The 14308-nt window shown below is 72.3% G+C and carries 21 protein-coding genes; 1 reads left to right on the top strand and 20 read right to left on the bottom strand.

The window, feature by feature from the left end; genetic code table 11:
• Positions 1 to 25 precede the first annotated feature (25 nt).
• From CG736_RS28375 to CG736_RS28310, 17 genes are all read right to left on the bottom strand, one after another.
• Positions 26 to 727: an HK97 family phage prohead protease gene (locus tag CG736_RS28375; RefSeq protein ID WP_100589007.1), complete on the bottom strand. Its 702-nt coding sequence runs from the start codon at positions 725 to 727 to the stop codon at positions 26 to 28.
• Between the two features lie 4 nt (positions 728 to 731).
• A complete protein-coding gene (locus CG736_RS28370; protein WP_100589006.1) occupies positions 732 to 1955 on the bottom strand; it encodes a phage portal protein in 1224 nt (407 codons plus the stop codon).
• Complete coding sequence (locus CG736_RS37220; protein WP_198520637.1) at positions 1952 to 2116, bottom strand: hypothetical protein; 165 nt, start codon at positions 2114 to 2116, stop codon at positions 1952 to 1954. The genes CG736_RS28370 and CG736_RS37220 overlap by 4 nt, the downstream gene beginning before the upstream one ends.
• An 8-nt stretch (positions 2117 to 2124) precedes the next feature.
• The gene (locus CG736_RS28365; RefSeq protein ID WP_232734238.1) at positions 2125 to 3558 is read right to left on the bottom strand and encodes a terminase large subunit domain-containing protein; all 1434 of its coding nucleotides are present in this window, start codon (positions 3556 to 3558) and stop codon (positions 2125 to 2127) included.
• A gap of 64 nt (positions 3559 to 3622) precedes the next feature.
• Positions 3623 to 4027: a phage terminase small subunit P27 family gene (locus CG736_RS28360; protein WP_232734237.1), complete on the bottom strand. Its 405-nt coding sequence runs from the start codon at positions 4025 to 4027 to the stop codon at positions 3623 to 3625.
• Between the two features lie 254 nt (positions 4028 to 4281).
• A complete protein-coding gene (locus CG736_RS38445) occupies positions 4282 to 4413 on the bottom strand; it encodes an HNH endonuclease (protein ID WP_255419040.1) in 132 nt (43 codons plus the stop codon).
• Between the two features lie 407 nt (positions 4414 to 4820).
• On the bottom strand, positions 4821 to 5018 hold the full coding sequence (locus CG736_RS36600; RefSeq protein ID WP_157815772.1) for a hypothetical protein: 198 nt from the start codon (positions 5016 to 5018) through the stop codon (positions 4821 to 4823).
• Between the two features lie 29 nt (positions 5019 to 5047).
• A complete protein-coding gene (locus CG736_RS28350; protein ID WP_100589002.1) occupies positions 5048 to 5449 on the bottom strand; it encodes a DUF3307 domain-containing protein in 402 nt (133 codons plus the stop codon).
• Positions 5450 to 5518: 69 nt separating this feature from the next.
• Positions 5519 to 5704 (bottom strand): hypothetical protein, encoded by a 186-nt coding sequence (locus CG736_RS28345; protein ID WP_100589001.1) that lies wholly within the window; start codon positions 5702 to 5704, stop codon positions 5519 to 5521.
• 200 nt (positions 5705 to 5904) lie between these two features.
• Entirely contained in the window at positions 5905 to 6912 is a 1008-nt protein-coding gene (locus CG736_RS28340; protein ID WP_100589000.1) for a hypothetical protein, read from the bottom strand.
• Between the two features lie 7 nt (positions 6913 to 6919).
• A complete protein-coding gene (locus CG736_RS28335) occupies positions 6920 to 7324 on the bottom strand; it encodes a hypothetical protein (protein ID WP_100588999.1) in 405 nt (134 codons plus the stop codon).
• Between the two features lie 15 nt (positions 7325 to 7339).
• Positions 7340 to 8464 carry a hypothetical protein gene (locus CG736_RS28330; RefSeq protein ID WP_100588998.1) on the bottom strand — a complete coding sequence of 375 codons (1125 nt, stop codon included), beginning with the start codon at positions 8462 to 8464 and terminating at the stop codon, positions 7340 to 7342.
• A gap of 160 nt (positions 8465 to 8624) precedes the next feature.
• Positions 8625 to 8822 carry a hypothetical protein gene (locus CG736_RS28325; RefSeq protein WP_100588997.1) on the bottom strand — a complete coding sequence of 66 codons (198 nt, stop codon included), beginning with the start codon at positions 8820 to 8822 and terminating at the stop codon, positions 8625 to 8627.
• A gap of 10 nt (positions 8823 to 8832) precedes the next feature.
• Complete coding sequence (locus tag CG736_RS28320) at positions 8833 to 9885, bottom strand: hypothetical protein (protein ID WP_100588996.1); 1053 nt, start codon at positions 9883 to 9885, stop codon at positions 8833 to 8835.
• 75 nt (positions 9886 to 9960) lie between these two features.
• Entirely contained in the window at positions 9961 to 10290 is a 330-nt protein-coding gene (locus CG736_RS28315) for a hypothetical protein (RefSeq protein ID WP_100588995.1), read from the bottom strand.
• A gap of 122 nt (positions 10291 to 10412) precedes the next feature.
• Positions 10413 to 10577 carry a hypothetical protein gene (locus CG736_RS36595; protein WP_157815771.1) on the bottom strand — a complete coding sequence of 55 codons (165 nt, stop codon included), beginning with the start codon at positions 10575 to 10577 and terminating at the stop codon, positions 10413 to 10415.
• A complete protein-coding gene (locus CG736_RS28310) occupies positions 10577 to 11290 on the bottom strand; it encodes an RNA polymerase sigma factor (protein WP_100588994.1) in 714 nt (237 codons plus the stop codon). Before CG736_RS28310 ends, CG736_RS36595 begins: the two co-directional genes overlap by 1 nt.
• Positions 11291 to 11452: 162 nt before the next feature.
• Here CG736_RS28310 and CG736_RS28305 point away from each other — a divergent pair, with 162 nt between their 5' ends.
• Positions 11453 to 11653 (top strand): hypothetical protein, encoded by a 201-nt coding sequence (locus tag CG736_RS28305; RefSeq protein ID WP_100588993.1) that lies wholly within the window; start codon positions 11453 to 11455, stop codon positions 11651 to 11653.
• 39 nt (positions 11654 to 11692) lie between these two features.
• Here CG736_RS28305 and CG736_RS28300 read toward each other — a convergent pair whose 3' ends face one another.
• Genes CG736_RS28300 through CG736_RS28290 form a run of 3 tightly spaced genes read right to left on the bottom strand, consistent with a single transcriptional unit; the run spans position 11693 to position 14195 of the window.
• Complete coding sequence (locus CG736_RS28300; RefSeq protein WP_100588992.1) at positions 11693 to 12310, bottom strand: hypothetical protein; 618 nt, start codon at positions 12308 to 12310, stop codon at positions 11693 to 11695.
• 3 nt (positions 12311 to 12313) lie between these two features.
• Positions 12314 to 12565, bottom strand: coding sequence for a helix-turn-helix transcriptional regulator (locus tag CG736_RS28295; RefSeq protein WP_100588991.1), 252 nt, complete (start codon positions 12563 to 12565; stop codon positions 12314 to 12316).
• Between the two features lie 16 nt (positions 12566 to 12581).
• The gene (locus CG736_RS28290; RefSeq protein WP_100588990.1) at positions 12582 to 14195 is read right to left on the bottom strand and encodes a DEAD/DEAH box helicase; all 1614 of its coding nucleotides are present in this window, start codon (positions 14193 to 14195) and stop codon (positions 12582 to 12584) included.
• Positions 14196 to 14308 lie beyond the last annotated feature (113 nt).

The following is a 14308-nucleotide window of genomic DNA, read 5'->3' as shown; positions in this document are numbered from 1 at the left end:
GGCGCGGACGGCAGGCGGGGTGTGGTCAGAGAGCGAGGAAGCGCGCGCGGGCCTGGTCGAGGCCGAGCAGGGCCGGCGCGTCGGGCTCCTCGCGCGCGGCTGTGAACTCGGCGGCGAGGCGCTCGTACACCGCGCGGCGCTCGTCCGGGCTCAGCTGCTGCAGCTGGCCGCCGAGTTCGCGGGCGTTGAGCTGGGCGCCGGCCGTGTTGGGGTTCGCGCCGTAGTTGACGACGCTCACGTCCCCCTTGTTCAGGGACACCTCGAGGATGTCCCGTTGGTCGTAGTCCGGGGACCACTGCTGGCGGGTGACCCAGAATCCGAAGCTCATTTCGTCGACGTCGCCGCGTTCCATCGCGCTTCGCAGAGCGGCGACGTGCGGGGAGGCGGGGTCGAGGTCTGCTTCGGTGTGCAGGCCGGTGGAGTCCTCCGCGAGCCGCAGGGTGCCGGACTTCGTCCGGGCCAGCGTCAGGCCGGTGTGGTTGACGAGGAACGGCACGTCGGCGCCCTCGCTCAGGGTCTTCTTGAAGGCTCCGGAGCGGACGACCTCGGTGTAGGTGCCGAGCCAGTCCTCCATCTCGTAGCCCTGCTCGGTCACGGAGGCGTAGCCGGTGAAGGTCAGGCTCTCGCCGCCGGTGCCGTTCGGCTTGGCACGCAGCTCCACCCCGCGGAAGGGGGTGCTGCGGTGCTGGACGGTGGTGGGCCGCACGGCCCGGGTGGACAGGTCCATGGGCTCACTCCTCGGTGGACGGGGCGGGCGCGGGCGCGCCGGGCGAACTGGCACCGCTGTGCGCGGAGTTGAGGGGCGCGAAGATGTCGTCGCCGCCCGGCACCGGTGGCAGGTTCTCCTTGGCGCGGGACTCGTTGATCGTGAGGATCCCGGAGGTGCGCGCCTGGGTGTACGCCGCGTACCGGCCGGAGGTGTTGGTGCGCTGCAGCGCGGTGGTGTCCATCCGGGCGGATGTGCCGCGGGGCAGCATCGCCGTCCAGGCGTCCTCCACGACGCCGATCAGCGGCTCCAGCGTGTAGGTGAGGAACCCGATGCCCTGCTCCTCGATGCCGGTGCCCCAGCTGGTGGTGCGGTCGACCTGGCCGAGCATGTGCGGCGGGACGCCGTACAGCATCGCCACGTCCAGGGTGGCGGCCGCCTTGGTGCCCAGGAACTGGGCGTCCTCCGGCGTGACGGAGATGGACTGCCACTTCGCGCCGCCGGACAGGATGCCGATGGAGTGCGCACTGGCCATGCCGGAGTGGCTGGCCTCGAACGCCTCCTTCATCTGGCGGGCTTTGGCCCGGTCGAGGTCGGCGTCGACGGTGATGACGCCGCTCAGGTGGGCGCCCTTCTCGAAGAACTTCCCGCCGAAAAGCTGCGCGGCCAGGCCGAGGCCGATGCAGTGCCGGGCGTAGGAGATCGGGGACATTGCGGTCGGCGCGCCGGGCAGGCACATGCCCATCAGGTGGACCATGTCGGCGGGGTTCTCCACCGGCTCGTTGTCGACCCTGTAGCAGCGCTCGCCGTCGTCGTCCCAGTCGACCTTCACACGGTCGGGGTGAAGGACCATCAGGCGTGTCGGGCGGAAGAGCCAGTCTCTGGAGGTGACCAGCGCGTAGGCGTTGCCGCGCAGGCCGAGCGAGACGGCGAGCTGCTGGAAGCCGGCCCGGCGGGACAGGCGGCGCAGGTCGTTCGCGCCGCCGAACGGATCGGCGACGATGGCGGGTTGGTCGGGCACCGGCACGGTGATGCCGCCCTGGGGGCGCATCGCCGCGATCGGCAGGGAGGACACCGCGGTCGACAGGATCCGGACGCACGCCCACACGGCAGCGAGCTGCATCGCCGTCTGGTCGGTGACCGGCATCCCGGCCGCCGACAGGCCGGACAGCGACCCGTTGGTGGGGATGGAGGAGTCGCCCCACTGAGTGACGGCGCGACGTTCGAACGCGCGGCGCAGGATGCTCACCGGCTCACCGCCCGGCCGATGAGCAGCAGCAGCGCGCCGGCCGCGGCGAGCCCGGCGACCGGGTGCAGCCACCAGGCGGCGCCGTCCAGACAGGTCAGGCCGGCCAGGTCGACGATGTCGGACAGCGCAGTGCGGGAGACTCTGAGGTGGGGCGGCTTCACGGCACCTCCTACAGGTCGGCCCAGCTGAAGAACTGCGGCTCGGGGGGGAGTTCGGGCTCTTGGACGGCGCGTTCCAGCGCCATCACCGCCGAGACGGCGAGGTCGATCTTGCGGGGGCTGTGCTTGGCGTCCTTGCTCAGCCGGGAGCCGCGGGAGTCGGTGCGGATCACGCAGTTGGCGAGGTGCCGGGCCAGACGCGGGTCGCCGGAGTGCGTCAGGGTCCGGTTCATCACCGACTCGTAGAAGCGGGTGGTGGCCGGGATCATGCGGGCCGGGCTCTGCGGGAACTCGACGACGGGCAGGCCCTCTTCCTCGAGCACCTGGTAGGTGCGGCCCCAGCGGTAGGGGTCGCAGTCGATCTCGCGCACCGTCCAGCGGCGGCAGGCCTGTCGCAGGGCGTCCTCGACTTCGAGGATCGGCACCGTCCAGTCCTGGCCGGCCTGCTGCGGGCGCTCCCACGCGGCGACGACGTCGACGTGCGGCACCTCGGTGCACGAGACGGCGGTGATCGCGGTGGAGTCGCCGTTGAACGAGCCGTCGAAGCCGATGCACACCTCGGTGCCGTCCGGGATCGGCCCGGGCGCCGCGCAGGCGTCCCACGCGCCGGCCGGGAGCCAGGCGGTGGCGGTGTTCACCCACTGGTTGAGGCGCTTGGTGCGGAACTCCGCCTCCGGGGTGCGCTTCACCGCGCTGGCGAAGTCCTCCGGGTCGATCAGGTCGCCATAGGCGGGGTTGGCGATCCGCCAGGTCTCCTCCAGCCTGTGGTCCGCCTCGTCCGGCGCGCCCCACCAGGCCATGAAGAACGTCGGGTCGACCTCTTCGCCGGCCGCGAGCCGCTGCCCGTACTGGAAGAGCTGGTAGCAGATCGAGTCCAGGCCGCGGGAGTCGGTCTTCACCCCGGCGGTGGTGATGGCGACGATCAGCGGGTCGAGCTGGGCGCCCATGGCCAGCGACATGACGTTCCACAGGTCCGGGTTCGGCTGGACGTGCAGCTCGTCGAAGACCACCCGGGTGGGCCGCAGGCCCTCCTTGGTGAACGCCTCCGCAGACAGGCACCGGTAGACGCTGCCGGAGCCGATGACCTCCAGCGCGTCCTTGTACGGCTTGATCGCCTCCGACAGGTCGGGCGACGCATCGACCATCCGCTTGGCGTCGCCGAAGACGATCCGGGCCTGCTCCTTGTCGCCGGCGCACGAGTACACCTCGGCGCCCTCGCACTCGAACAGGCCGTCCAGCGCGATGCCCGCGCCGAGTCCGGACTTGCCGTTCTTCCGGGGCTCGCCGATCAGCGCGATGCGGTGTCGCCGCCGGCCGTCGGCGCGGCGGGCAAAGAGGTGCGCGAGCAGGGTCTGCTGCCAGTCGCGCAACAGCAGCGGCGACCCGGACGGCCCGGCGAACGAGTCCTTCGTGACCGTGCACAGCGTCTCGACGAACTCGACCACCGCAGGACCGTCGCCGCGGCGCACGTCCGCGGCCGGGACCGGGGTGAGGAACCTGGGCGGCCAGTTACTCGCCGCCGGCCGCCCGCGCCTGGCGCCGCGCGATGAGCGCATCGAGCTTGCTGGCACGCTTCACCTCCGCGTAGCCGAGCCGGGCCCGGTCGGTCGGTGTGAAGCCGCACAGCGACTCCCACTTCGTCATCTGCGCCTCCAGGACGCGGATCTGGGCGAGCAGCGGATGCGCACGGGTCTGCCCCATCGAGCCGGCCACCATGTAGCCGTCGGCGGCGACCTGGTCGCGCATCGCCTCGCGCTCGTCGTGCGCCTCGCACAACCTGGTGAGCACGTCCACGTCCGTGGTCGGCGACAGCCACGCCTGGCCGGCGGTCCACAGTCGGTCCCACACCGTTCGGCCGGTGTCGCCGAGCGTCGCGGGCGGCGGCGGAAGGTGCGCGACCGCGGCCAGCTGCACCACCGGCTCCGGGAGGGGCCTGCCGCCGGGGTTGCCGGTGAGGCGCTTACGCTCCGTGGGCGTTGGAGGCCGGCCTGCGGGCATGATCAACACCCCCGAGAAAGACCAAGGTCAAAAATGGCCCGAATTTCGCGGCCGTGTGTGGGGGCTGGGGGGCCGGGTCCGAAGACGATCATGCTCCGAACTTTCGCCCACCCCCCACTGCGTGACGAAGGCTCGGTCACTCGTCACACTGTGTGACATCTGGCTGTGTCCTACTGGCGGTTGCCCTTGCGGGAGTTGCACGAGCGACACAGCACCGCGAGGTTCGAGGCGGAGTTGGTTCCACCCTTGGACATGGGCGTGACGTGGTCCGCTGTGAGGTCAGTGGCGTGGTGCGCGGGCACGTTCCAGCCCGGGCACCAGTCACCGTGCTGGGCTCGGTGTGCTGCCACTGCTGCTCGTGCTGTGCGTTGGTAGCGGGAGTCGTACCCACGCTGTGTGGCGCTGCCACGGAGCTGGTCCTGCCGGGCCTGCCACGCGGCCTGGTGCGTGTCGCACCTACTGGCGTTGCGGGTGAGCGTGCCGCAGTCCAGGCACGGGCGACGTCTGCGCACGAGGGCACCTCCGAATCCCGGGTAGGGGGTTGGTCCGGCGGCGCCGTCGTATGTTGACCCCCGGGGTCAACGTCGACGGTCTGAAACGGCGAGAGCCCCGCGGCTGCTGCTCGGCCGCGGGGCTCTCGAAGGTCTGGACTCTGCCGTTTTCGGGCAGGAAGATCTGGCAAGATCGTGCGCCCTGGTCAGGGGCGGTGTCAAGCGCCCTGGTCAGTTGATGTGGGGCGGGCGGCGATGACGTCGGCGACGCGGTAGATCGGGTGGTGGGCGCTGCCTCCCCACCGGGTGAGACGGCCTCGGCGGACCCAGCCGCGGATGACTGCCGGGGTCACACCGGCGGCCTGGGCAGCCTGGGCGGTGGTGAGGTAGCCAGGGGGCAGGGAGAGATATTGCACATCACCAGTGTGCAGGCATCCCCCGTCGGCTACAGGGCGGCAAGCGCGAACGCGGCGGGCAGGAGGCCGACGGTGATGTGCAGGGCCTGGTCGACAAGCGGCGCGCCGGCACCACTCTCCAGGAACGCTGCGCTGCCGGTGTTGCGCATCCACCAGGCGACCGGCCATCGGCGGTCGATCAGGCCGTGCGAGAAGCCGATCCAGGCGATGGCGAGCGCGGCCGGCCACGGGGCGATGTCGAGATCGAGGGCGGCCCGGGCGGTGCCGAGCAGCACCGCGGTGACGGCGACGTGGGTGGCGACGTGCAGCAGGTTCGCGCGCCAACCCTGCCAGCCCGGGCCGGACTTGAGGGTGGCCATGCGGTCGCCCTGGAAGAGGTAGTCGGCCGCGTAGTGGGCGACGAGGAGCAGGAATCCGATGGTGCCGAGCATGATGCCTCCCGGGCATGGGAAGGCCCCGCGCACCGGGTGGTGTGCGGGGCCTTGGTCGTGCGGGTCGGGTCAGCGGGCGGTGGCGGCGGGGAGTTCGGTGATCGGGCCGTCCCAGACCTTCACGTCGGGGGTGCCGCCGCCGGCGCGCCAGTCGCGGGCGATCTCGTCGGCGAGCTCCTGGGCGGTGCCGTCGAAGTGGGTGCCGGTGACTCGTTCGCCGGGGGCGGGCTGGTAGCTGTAGTGGGTGCGGGGCATCGGGTTCTCCGTCGGTTCGTGCCCTGTAGTCGGGCGTGTAGTCGGGCTGTAGTCGGGGTTGTAGTCGGGTAGTTGTGCAGGTGGGAGGCGGTCTGTAGTCGGCCGGGGAGGGGCGGGGCCCGCTCCTGGGGGAGGGGCCCCGGAAGGGGCTTCGAGAGGGGCTCCGGAAGGGCTCCGCGGGGCCCTGAGCCGGAGCCCAACTAGGCGGCCTGGGCGGGGGTGTGGTCGACGGCCGGTCGGGGAGGCAGGGAGGGGGCCCGGCCGAGAAGGTCCCGGAGGTGGCTGACGGACCATCCGGGGGAGGTCTTCCGTTCGCCCTTGATCACGACCGACACGGCCTTCTTCGGGGGGATCCCGGCGGCCCTCACGGCGGCGCCGAACCCGCGGGCGTCGGAGCCCTGGTAGTGGCCGCAGTGCTGGAGGGTGGCGAGCGCCTCGGGGAGGAGCACGTTGCCGGCCCCGCCGTCGGTGGTGGCGCGGATCGCGACCATCTGCTCGATGGTGGTGGCGAGTTCGGCGGGGGTGAGGGGCTGTGGTGCGGGGGCGGAGTCGTCCTCGTCGGCCTGGTCGTCGTCGGCCTGGTCGTCGTCGAGCTCCTCCTGGTCGTCCTCGGACTCCTCGGTGTCCGACTCCTCGGTGTCCGCCCGCCGTTGGCGCTTGGCGGCGGCGGCCATGGTGGCGGCCATGTCGGCCGGGGTGGGGGCGTGGATGAGGGCGGCGAGCCACCAGGCGGCGGCGACGAGTTCCGCGCCGATCGGGATCCAGGGGCGGGCGAGGGACCAGATCAGGGGGCCGCCGACGACCAGCATCAGGGCGGCCGCGCCGGCCTGGTCTCCGAGCTTGCTGCGGAAGGCCTTGCCGTTGGCCTTGGCCTGCTCCTGCTGGACCTGGCGGGCGGCGACCTGGGCGGCGTGCCGGGCCTCGACCATCGTCGCGCGCTTGGCGGGGTCGGTCTCGCCCTGCAGTTTCTCCTGGAAGGCGTCCTCGGCGGCGGCGGCGGCCTTGGCGGCGAGCTCCTCCTGCTGGGCGCGGAGGTCGGCGGCCTGGGCGCGCTTCTTGCGCTGGGGCGCGGTGAGCTTGGCGACGAGGGGCGGGGTGCCGGTGATGGCCCCGGTGATGGGCCACAGGGCGATCGAGATCCACCAGTACCGCTTGTCGGGGTCGGTGGCCGGGGGCGCGGTGGGGAACAGCATCGTCTTCATCGTCATGAGGGCCTCAGCTCACGAACGAGGTGACGACGCCGAACAGGGACGCGGGGATGACCCAGACCCCGCCGGCGGCGGCGAACAGCGACGGGGCGATCGCGCCGCACAGGGCGTCCTTCCAGGCCCGGGGCTTGAGGCCGAACACGGCGATCGTCAGCATGGTCGCCGTCGCGCCGACCCCCCAGTCGCCGAGCGCGGCGTTGCTCTGGAGCGAGGCGTTGAGCTGGGTGCCGATGCCGGAGAGCTGCTGGAAGGCGGTGCCCGCGTTGGCGGAGAGCATGCCGATGGTGAAGGCCCAGTAGGGGACGTGGTCCGGGTCGACCTTGATCTTGTTCTTCCCGCGGACGCCGACGTACAGGTAGAACGTGGCGGCGGTCGCGGCGCCGCCGGTGCCGAGGGCGATGAGGCTGCTCATGGTGTCTCCTGACGGTCAGTTGAAGAGGTGCAGGGCGGGGAAGAGCGGGCCGATGCCGGTGGCGACGGCGAGGCCGGAGGCGACCGGGATGCGCGCGATGACGAGCAGCACGACGGGCCAGAAGCGGGTGACCTCGCTGACGCGCTGGCGGCCGTGGTCGCGCACCCACAGGTCGAGGGCCAGTCCGACGGCGGCGAGGGCGAGTCCGGCGAGGGGGCCGCCGGTCGAGGCCAGGCCGACCAGGCCGAGCCCGTAGCCGACGGTGGCGCTGATCGCGGTGAGGACGCACCACTTCCTGAACCGCTTGTAGCGGTCCGAGGGCTCGGCCTGGCGGGCGGCCTGGCGGCGTGCGCGCCGGGCCCGGTTCGCGGCCTCGCGCTTGTCGGCGAGGGCCTGCTGCCGGTGGCGCTTGGTGCGCTGCTCGGGGGTCTCCCCGGCGGCGGCCAGCTCGGCGTCCCGGCGGGCGCGTCGGCGGCGCTTGTCGAGCTCGGCTTCGCCCTCCAGTCGGGCGGCGCGCTCCTCGGGGGTCTCGCCGATCCGGGCGGCGAGCATGTCGACCATGCCGACGAGGTCGGTGCGCTGGAGCGGGCCGGGTTCGAGGAGCTGCTCCACGCGGTGGCGCTCGGTGCGCTGCTCGCGGGTCTCGCCGGCGGCGGCGAACTGGGCGTCGCGCTCGGTGCGTTGGCGGGCGATCCGCTCCTCGTACTCGACCTGCTCGCGGGCGAAGCGCTGGGCCTCGGTCTCGGTCCACAGCTGGTGGACCTGCTCGCCGATCTGGCCGATCTGCTCGCCGACCCGGTGGGCCATCAGGTCGGCGGCCTGGCCGAGTTGGGCGGCCATCACGGTTCCGGCCTGTGCCCAGAACGCCTCGGCGGCGGCCCGCATCGCCTCGGCGTCGGCGGGGCCGGCGGCGCCGAACGCGGCGGGGATCTGGGCGGTGGTGTCCGGCATGCCCGAGGTCGGGGGCTCGGCGGGCCGCGGGGGGACGTCCTCCTGGACGCCGCCGGCGCGCCACCACCGGCCGCCGCCCTGCTGGGAGTTGCCGCCGCCGTGGGGCGGCTCCTCGGCGGCGGTGGGCGGCTCGGTGGGGTACGGCGGGATGGTGGACGGTTCGGACGGGAGCTGGGGGATGGTGGTCACCGGTGCCACCCCTGACGGCGGGTCAGGAGGCGGATGCAGCGCCAGATGATCGCGGCGTCGAGGGCCAGACCGATCAGGAAGAGCAGGATCCAGATCACGGACGTATCTCCAGGTCAGGGGTGGTGCGCACCCCGGGCGTGCAGAGGTGCGCACCAGGCGCTCAGGGGGTGGGGCGGCCGAACGGGTAGCCGGTCTCGGGGCCGGTGGTGCGGTCGTGGACCTGGCCGGTGCGGGCGTCGCTGGTCGGTGCGGCCGCGGTGGTGGCCTTCGCGTGGGCGGCGGCGTAGAACGCGCCGGCGTCGGCCGCGCCGTTCTCGGCGGCGTTGCGCTCCCACCAGCTCGTCGTGTCGGCGGTCATCAGCTCCCCTTCAACCGGTGGAGCGGGAGAGGAGGCGGCGGACGGTCTCGCGCTTCACCGCGGTGCCGTGGACGCGTCGGACAGCGGCCAGGACGGTGTCCAGGTCCTGTCCGACGGACCGGACAGCGGACCGGACGGTGTCGGTGATGGTGTCGTCCGGGGCGTGCGGGGCGAGGGCGAGCACCGTGGCTGAGCTGCTGTCCTGGCTGTCCGGGTGCTGTCCGGACACGGATTCGGACAGGGTCCGGACGGTGTCCTCGTCGGTGTCGATGCCGACGCGGGCGAGCTGCTCGACGATGTCGGCGGTGCTGGCGTCGGGCATGGTGGTGAGCGCGGCCCGGACAGCGGAGCGGACAGTGCCGGACACGCGGACGGGCTGTCCGGACGGGCCGTTCGGGTCGGGGATCGGGCGCTCGACGGTGACGGTGTCGTGGCCGTACGCCTCGCGGTAGGCATCGAGCTGGTGGCGGGAGCGGGCCAGCTGCCGCTCGACGCCAGCCATGGCGAGTTCGGCGCCGGCAGCGGCGCGGCGGCGGGCGACGTACTGCTGCGCGATCGGGGACAGCTCCTTCGCGCTGGCCTTGATGACGAGCGTCCACACGCCCTTGGCGACGAGGGAGACGGCCGCGCCGATCGCGCCGACGGCGATGCCGGAGTAGCCGTGCGGGAGGATTTCGCGGGTGGCGATGGCGGCCATGGAGATGCCGAGGAAGACGAAGCCGGCGATGCGCGGCGCGCGGGCCCGGTGAGGGTCGTGGCGGGCGAGCCACTCCAGGGCCATGCAGATGATCCACGCGAGGTCGAAGACGGCGGCGACGGCGTACGCGATGCTCTTCTCCACGCCGTTGAGGGCGAGCAGGCCGCCGATGCTGGCGGTCGACCAGGTGACGGCGAGCGCGAGGAGGAGGCCGGTGCCGGCGGCGGCGGTGCCGAGGACGGCGCGGTCCCAGTCGCGGGGGACGGCGACGGTGTACTCCTCCTCCACCAGTTCGACCGGCGCGCCGAGGGAGGGGGCGAAGGGGACGAGGCGGGTGCGCTTGACGTTGCGCGTGAGCAGGCTCATGGGTCTTGGGCTCCGGGGAGTGGGCCCGGGCCGAGGGTCGGTCGTCACCTCAGCCCGGGCTGGGCGGTCGGCGGGTCAGACGCAGGCGCTGGAGGTGATCTGCAGTCCGTTCTCAGCCGCCCAGGTGCGGGCGTTCCGCTCGGCGATGGCGGCGCGGTGCTCCTCGAAGTCGACGTAGCCGTAGGCCTCGTAGGTCACGGACCCGAAGGTGAGGGCGGCGGACAGGTTGCCCTCGGCGTCGGCGGTGGTGGTGAGACCGTGCTCGGAGGCGAACGCGATGACCGCCGAGTTGGTGCTGAGCGGCAGCAAGAACCGGGGGCTCGTCGGCGCGGGAACGTCGGGGGTGGCCTCCAGCCAGTCGGCGAACTGGCGGATGCCGGCGATCAGGTCGGTGCGGTCGGACATGGGTGTCCCCTTGAAGGTGGTGTGGTGGCCCGGCCCGAGGGGCGTGTCACCTCGGGTCGGGCGGTTGGTGCAGCAGTGACCACGGCGCGCTGCCGCGCTGGCCTTCCGCTGCGGGATGCGGCCTACTGGCCGGGGGCGGGCTCGCCCGTGACGACGTAGAGTCCGGTCGGCGGCTCGTAGCGCGTCTCGACGCTGGTGTAGCCGCGGCTGAGGGCCTCGCTGGCGATCGCAGCGATGCAGGCTGCGGCGCCGGGGGCGTCCTTGTGCATGACGGTGATGGTGTCCATCAGGCGGCCTGCGGCTGCGGGACCGGCTTCGGCTTGCCGACGGTCGCGGGCGGCTGGCGGAACGTCTTACCGGGGTCGCGCTGCGGCAACGGCTCGGAGTCGCCGTTGAGCGACACCGCCCCGTCGTTCCACGCGGCCCGGGCCTGGGCGACCAGGTCGCCGGCGACCTGGAAGACGAGGAGGGCGGCGTCACGAAGGAGGCCGGCCCGCGCGGCACGCAGCTGAGCGCGGCGGAGCGAGTCCGGCCGGGTGCAGTTCGCGACGGCGGCAAGGGCGACCTTGCGGCGACGGTCCATCACCCGGTAGTCGTCGGCGGCCTGGGCGAGCTGCTCCTTGGCGGCCTCCAGCTCGTGGAGGAGGCCGGCGAGGTGGGGCGTCACGGCGGCGCTGTCCGGCACGTCGGTGTGGTTGCCGGCCGCGAAGTCGACAGGCTGCTCGCGGCTGCTAGCGCGACGGAAGTGGTCGGCGATGACGTGGGCGGCGATGGTGTTGAGGATGCCGCGGGGACGCTCGATCTCCAGGCCGGTGGTGATCGACCTCCACAGCCGGATGAAGGTCTCGCTGGTGAGGTCCTCGGCGAGGTGGCGGTCGGTGCGGTGCAGGTGCATGGCGATGTACAGGGTGATCTGCCGGGAGTGGTCACGGTAGATCGCCTCGAACTGGGCGCGGGGGGTGATCGCCGGGTCGGTCGGCGACGTGGGAGCATTGCCCACAGCTGGTCTCCTTGTGCATGCAAGGGTGCCGGTGAGGCCCTGCCCTGGTGATGGCGTCACCTGGGCGGGGCCTGTCTGGTTGGTACGTCGAAAACTGTAGCCACACTGTGGCTACAACGCAAGGCTTGTGGGAGACTCGCTGTAGCCACAGAGGAGGCATGCATGGCAGAGAAGGCGCCGTCCGGGCTCCGTCGATTCCGCACCACGGACGAGCTCTGGGCCCGCTTCGAGGCGGCAGTCGATGCCTCCCCCGATGCGGAGGCCGATCGGTCGAAAGTGCTGCGCAGCTTCATCCGCTGGTACATCGGAGAGCCTGGCGCCAGGCTCCCGGAGCGGCCGGAGCAGCAGGCACCAGCCACCTGAGACGGCCCCCGGTGATCCGCCGGGGGCCGCTTTGCGCCCCTACGCCGCCCGGTGGATCTCTGCCGCCAGATCGAGCCAGGTCGAGGCCGGATACCGGGTCGAGCACCAGGTGCACACCACTGGCCGGCCCGGCACGGCGAAGAGCACCGCGCCGCACACCTCTCCGCCCTCGGTCTCCTGGGTGCACGTCCCTGCTCGGAGGCGGCGCTCCCGCGGGGCGACGATGGACCGGGCCGAGCTGTGCATGGTGTGCACCGCCGCGGCGAACTCGCCGGCCCGCGACCAGTTCTGAACGTACTCGAGCATGTTGTGCAGTCCGGCAACGGCGCGGCGGAGCCGACCACGGTAGTCACCGAACGGAGATCCCCATCGGATCTGTGCGTCCTGGCACAGTTCGAAGCGCCAGTCCTCCAGCGCGGTGACGATTCCGCCGGGCCCGATGAGGTCCAGGGCGTCTTCGAAGACGGGCAGGGGCGCGTCCGGAGCCGGAGTACCTGAGCCGACCCGGATGGAGATCTGGGAGGACGGGCGGAGGTAGGCACCGAGTGCCTCGTAGAGGGCAGGAAGGGAGCGGAGCTCGGCGCCCACACGCTCGGTGCAGCGCGCGCACAGGTACTCACCGGCGGTTTCCTGCTCGCAAGCCAGGCAGTCCGTCAAGAGTCAGTCCTCCTTGAACACGGACGGCGCGGCGACGTCGGTGGGCAGGCTCCCGGCCGCGATGGCGAGAGCGACAGCGTGCGGGCCGGACGCGGCACCGAGCTTGCGGTAGACGCGGCGGAGCGTGGTCTTGACGGAGTTGAGTCCGCCGTACGTGTCGAGCGCGATGTCGGCGTATCGGTGACCGCGGGCGAGACGAGTCAGGGTCTCCGACTCGTGTGGCGTGAGCGGTTGGCCGTGCAGCGGAATGGTCATGATGGTCTCCAGGCGGTCAGGCGGCGGCAGGAGCGAGAGCGGCGGCTACCCAGGGGTCCAGCACGATGGAGGCCTGGACGATGTCGAGGGCGTCCGATACCTCGCCGGCCGTCGACCCGGGGCGGATCCGAATCTTGCGATGCCGGGCCATCCCCAGCTGGCGGGCAGAAGCCGGTCGACCGCGCCAGGCGGAACTCCTCATGGCGAGCGCGCGACCGTCGGTGCGGGTCGCACCGATCTCCGCCCACCTCATCGCCTCGTGCTGCGGCACCTCGATGTCCCTGGCCGGCGGCCGGGCACCGGTGTCCGCTGCCCACCGCCGGATGCGGAAGCGACCTGGAACGGCACCGGGGATGAGGAAGTAGTAGGCGGCGCCCGCCGGGATGAACCAGGTGCCGCCAGCGGTGCGCAGCCAGCGGATCCGGGAGGTGTGGAACAGGTCGATGTCCTCCCAGCGCACGGCGAGGGCCCGGCCGCCCGGTACCGGTACGTCGGTCTCGGCGTCGGCGGCCTCGATGAGGCTCTGGTCCGAGCGGAGCTCGGCGACGGCCCGTTCGGTCAGGTCGACGATCGAGGCGAGCTTGTGGCGGGTGCTGCTTCCGACCACGTCGAGGACCAGGGCGTCTGCCTTCCCGGCGTACGGTCGCAGGACCCGGCCGACCATCTGCACGTACAGGCCGACGGACTTGGTCGGCCGGGCGATCACCGCGCACGACGCCCGAGGCGCGTCCCAGCCCTCGGTGAGCACCGAGCAGTTCGTCAGCACCTGGAGGCTGCCGTCCTTGTACCGCTGCAGGACGCTCTGCCGATCCTCGGCGGCCATGTCGCCCCACACTGCGGCGGCCGGGATCCCTCGGGCGGTGAGGACGTCGGCCATGCTGCGGGCCGTGGCGACGGTGGGGGCGAAGACGACGCCGGCCCGGTCGGCGGCGTGTTCGGCGTAGGCGTCCGCGACGACCAGGGCCGCGCCGGAGGTCTCCATGGCCTGGCCGAGCTGGCCGTCCTGGAGGTCGCCTCCGCGGGTCTTCACCGAGTCGAGGTCGAGGCCGTCGACCACGACGCGCTTCCCGCGCACGTTGACCAGGTGGCCGGTCTTCATGAGGTCCAGGATGTCGAGCTTGAACACGATGTCCTGCCAGACGTCGGCGAGGCCGCCGTCGGTGCGGGTCATCGTGGCGGTGAAGCCGGCCACGGGCACCCCGGCCCAGGCGCCGAAGTGTTCGAGGACGGTCATGTAGGTGTCGGCGGCGGCGTGGTGGCACTCGTCCACGACGACCAGGCCGATGCCGGTGATCGGTGCACGACGTCGGAGGCTGGCCAGGGTCTGAATGCTCGCCACCACCACGTCCACGCCCCGGTGTTCGTTCCGGCCGGCCTTGACGATGCCGACCTTGAGGTGCGGGGCGATGGCCCGGATCTTCGCGGCGGCCTGCTGGATGAGCTCGTCGCGGTGCGCGATGACGAGGGCGCGGTGGCCGAAGCGGGCGATGAGGTGGGAGAGGACCACAGTCTTCCCGGCGCCGGTCGGCAAGACGACCGCAAGCCGGTTGCCGGTGCCTGATCGCCAGCTGCCGATCAGGCGGTCGATGGCCTCGGTCTGGTAGGGGCGGAGTGTCAGGGTGCCGGTCACGGGGTCGCCTTCCTGGCTCGGTGCGGGGATGTGGGGGAGGGGAGCGGGGATCTCAGCGGGGATCTCAGGGGGGAGCTGGTGTGCTTCTGATCTGCTGCTTTGCGGGCTTTGCG

It is taken from the genome of Kitasatospora sp. CB02891 (assembly GCF_002803145.1).
Lineage (GTDB): Bacteria > Actinomycetota > Actinomycetes > Streptomycetales > Streptomycetaceae > Kitasatospora > Kitasatospora griseola.
The sequence above is the reverse complement of the archived record's forward strand: the minus strand, read 5'-3'. Positions and strand labels throughout refer to the sequence as shown.

Coding starts and splice junctions, on each gene's coding strand:
- CG736_RS28315 (WP_100588995.1), bottom strand. CDS start 10,290: ATGTCCGACCGCACCGACCTGATCGCCGGCATCCGCCAGTTCGCCGAC.
- CG736_RS28295 (WP_100588991.1), bottom strand. CDS start 12,565: ATGACCATTCCGCTGCACGGCCAACCGCTCACGCCACACGAGTCGGAG.
- CG736_RS28375 (WP_100589007.1), bottom strand. CDS start 727: ATGGACCTGTCCACCCGGGCCGTGCGGCCCACCACCGTCCAGCACCGC.
- CG736_RS28305 (WP_100588993.1), top strand. CDS start 11,453: ATGGCAGAGAAGGCGCCGTCCGGGCTCCGTCGATTCCGCACCACGGAC.
- CG736_RS28345 (WP_100589001.1), bottom strand. CDS start 5,704: ATGCCCCGCACCCACTACAGCTACCAGCCCGCCCCCGGCGAACGAGTC.
- CG736_RS28350 (WP_100589002.1), bottom strand. CDS start 5,449: ATGCTCGGCACCATCGGATTCCTGCTCCTCGTCGCCCACTACGCGGCC.
- CG736_RS36595 (WP_157815771.1), bottom strand. CDS start 10,577: ATGGACACCATCACCGTCATGCACAAGGACGCCCCCGGCGCCGCAGCC.
- CG736_RS28335 (WP_100588999.1), bottom strand. CDS start 7,324: ATGAGCAGCCTCATCGCCCTCGGCACCGGCGGCGCCGCGACCGCCGCC.
- CG736_RS28325 (WP_100588997.1), bottom strand. CDS start 8,822: ATGACCGCCGACACGACGAGCTGGTGGGAGCGCAACGCCGCCGAGAAC.
- CG736_RS28340 (WP_100589000.1), bottom strand. CDS start 6,912: ATGACGATGAAGACGATGCTGTTCCCCACCGCGCCCCCGGCCACCGAC.
- CG736_RS28320 (WP_100588996.1), bottom strand. CDS start 9,885: ATGAGCCTGCTCACGCGCAACGTCAAGCGCACCCGCCTCGTCCCCTTC.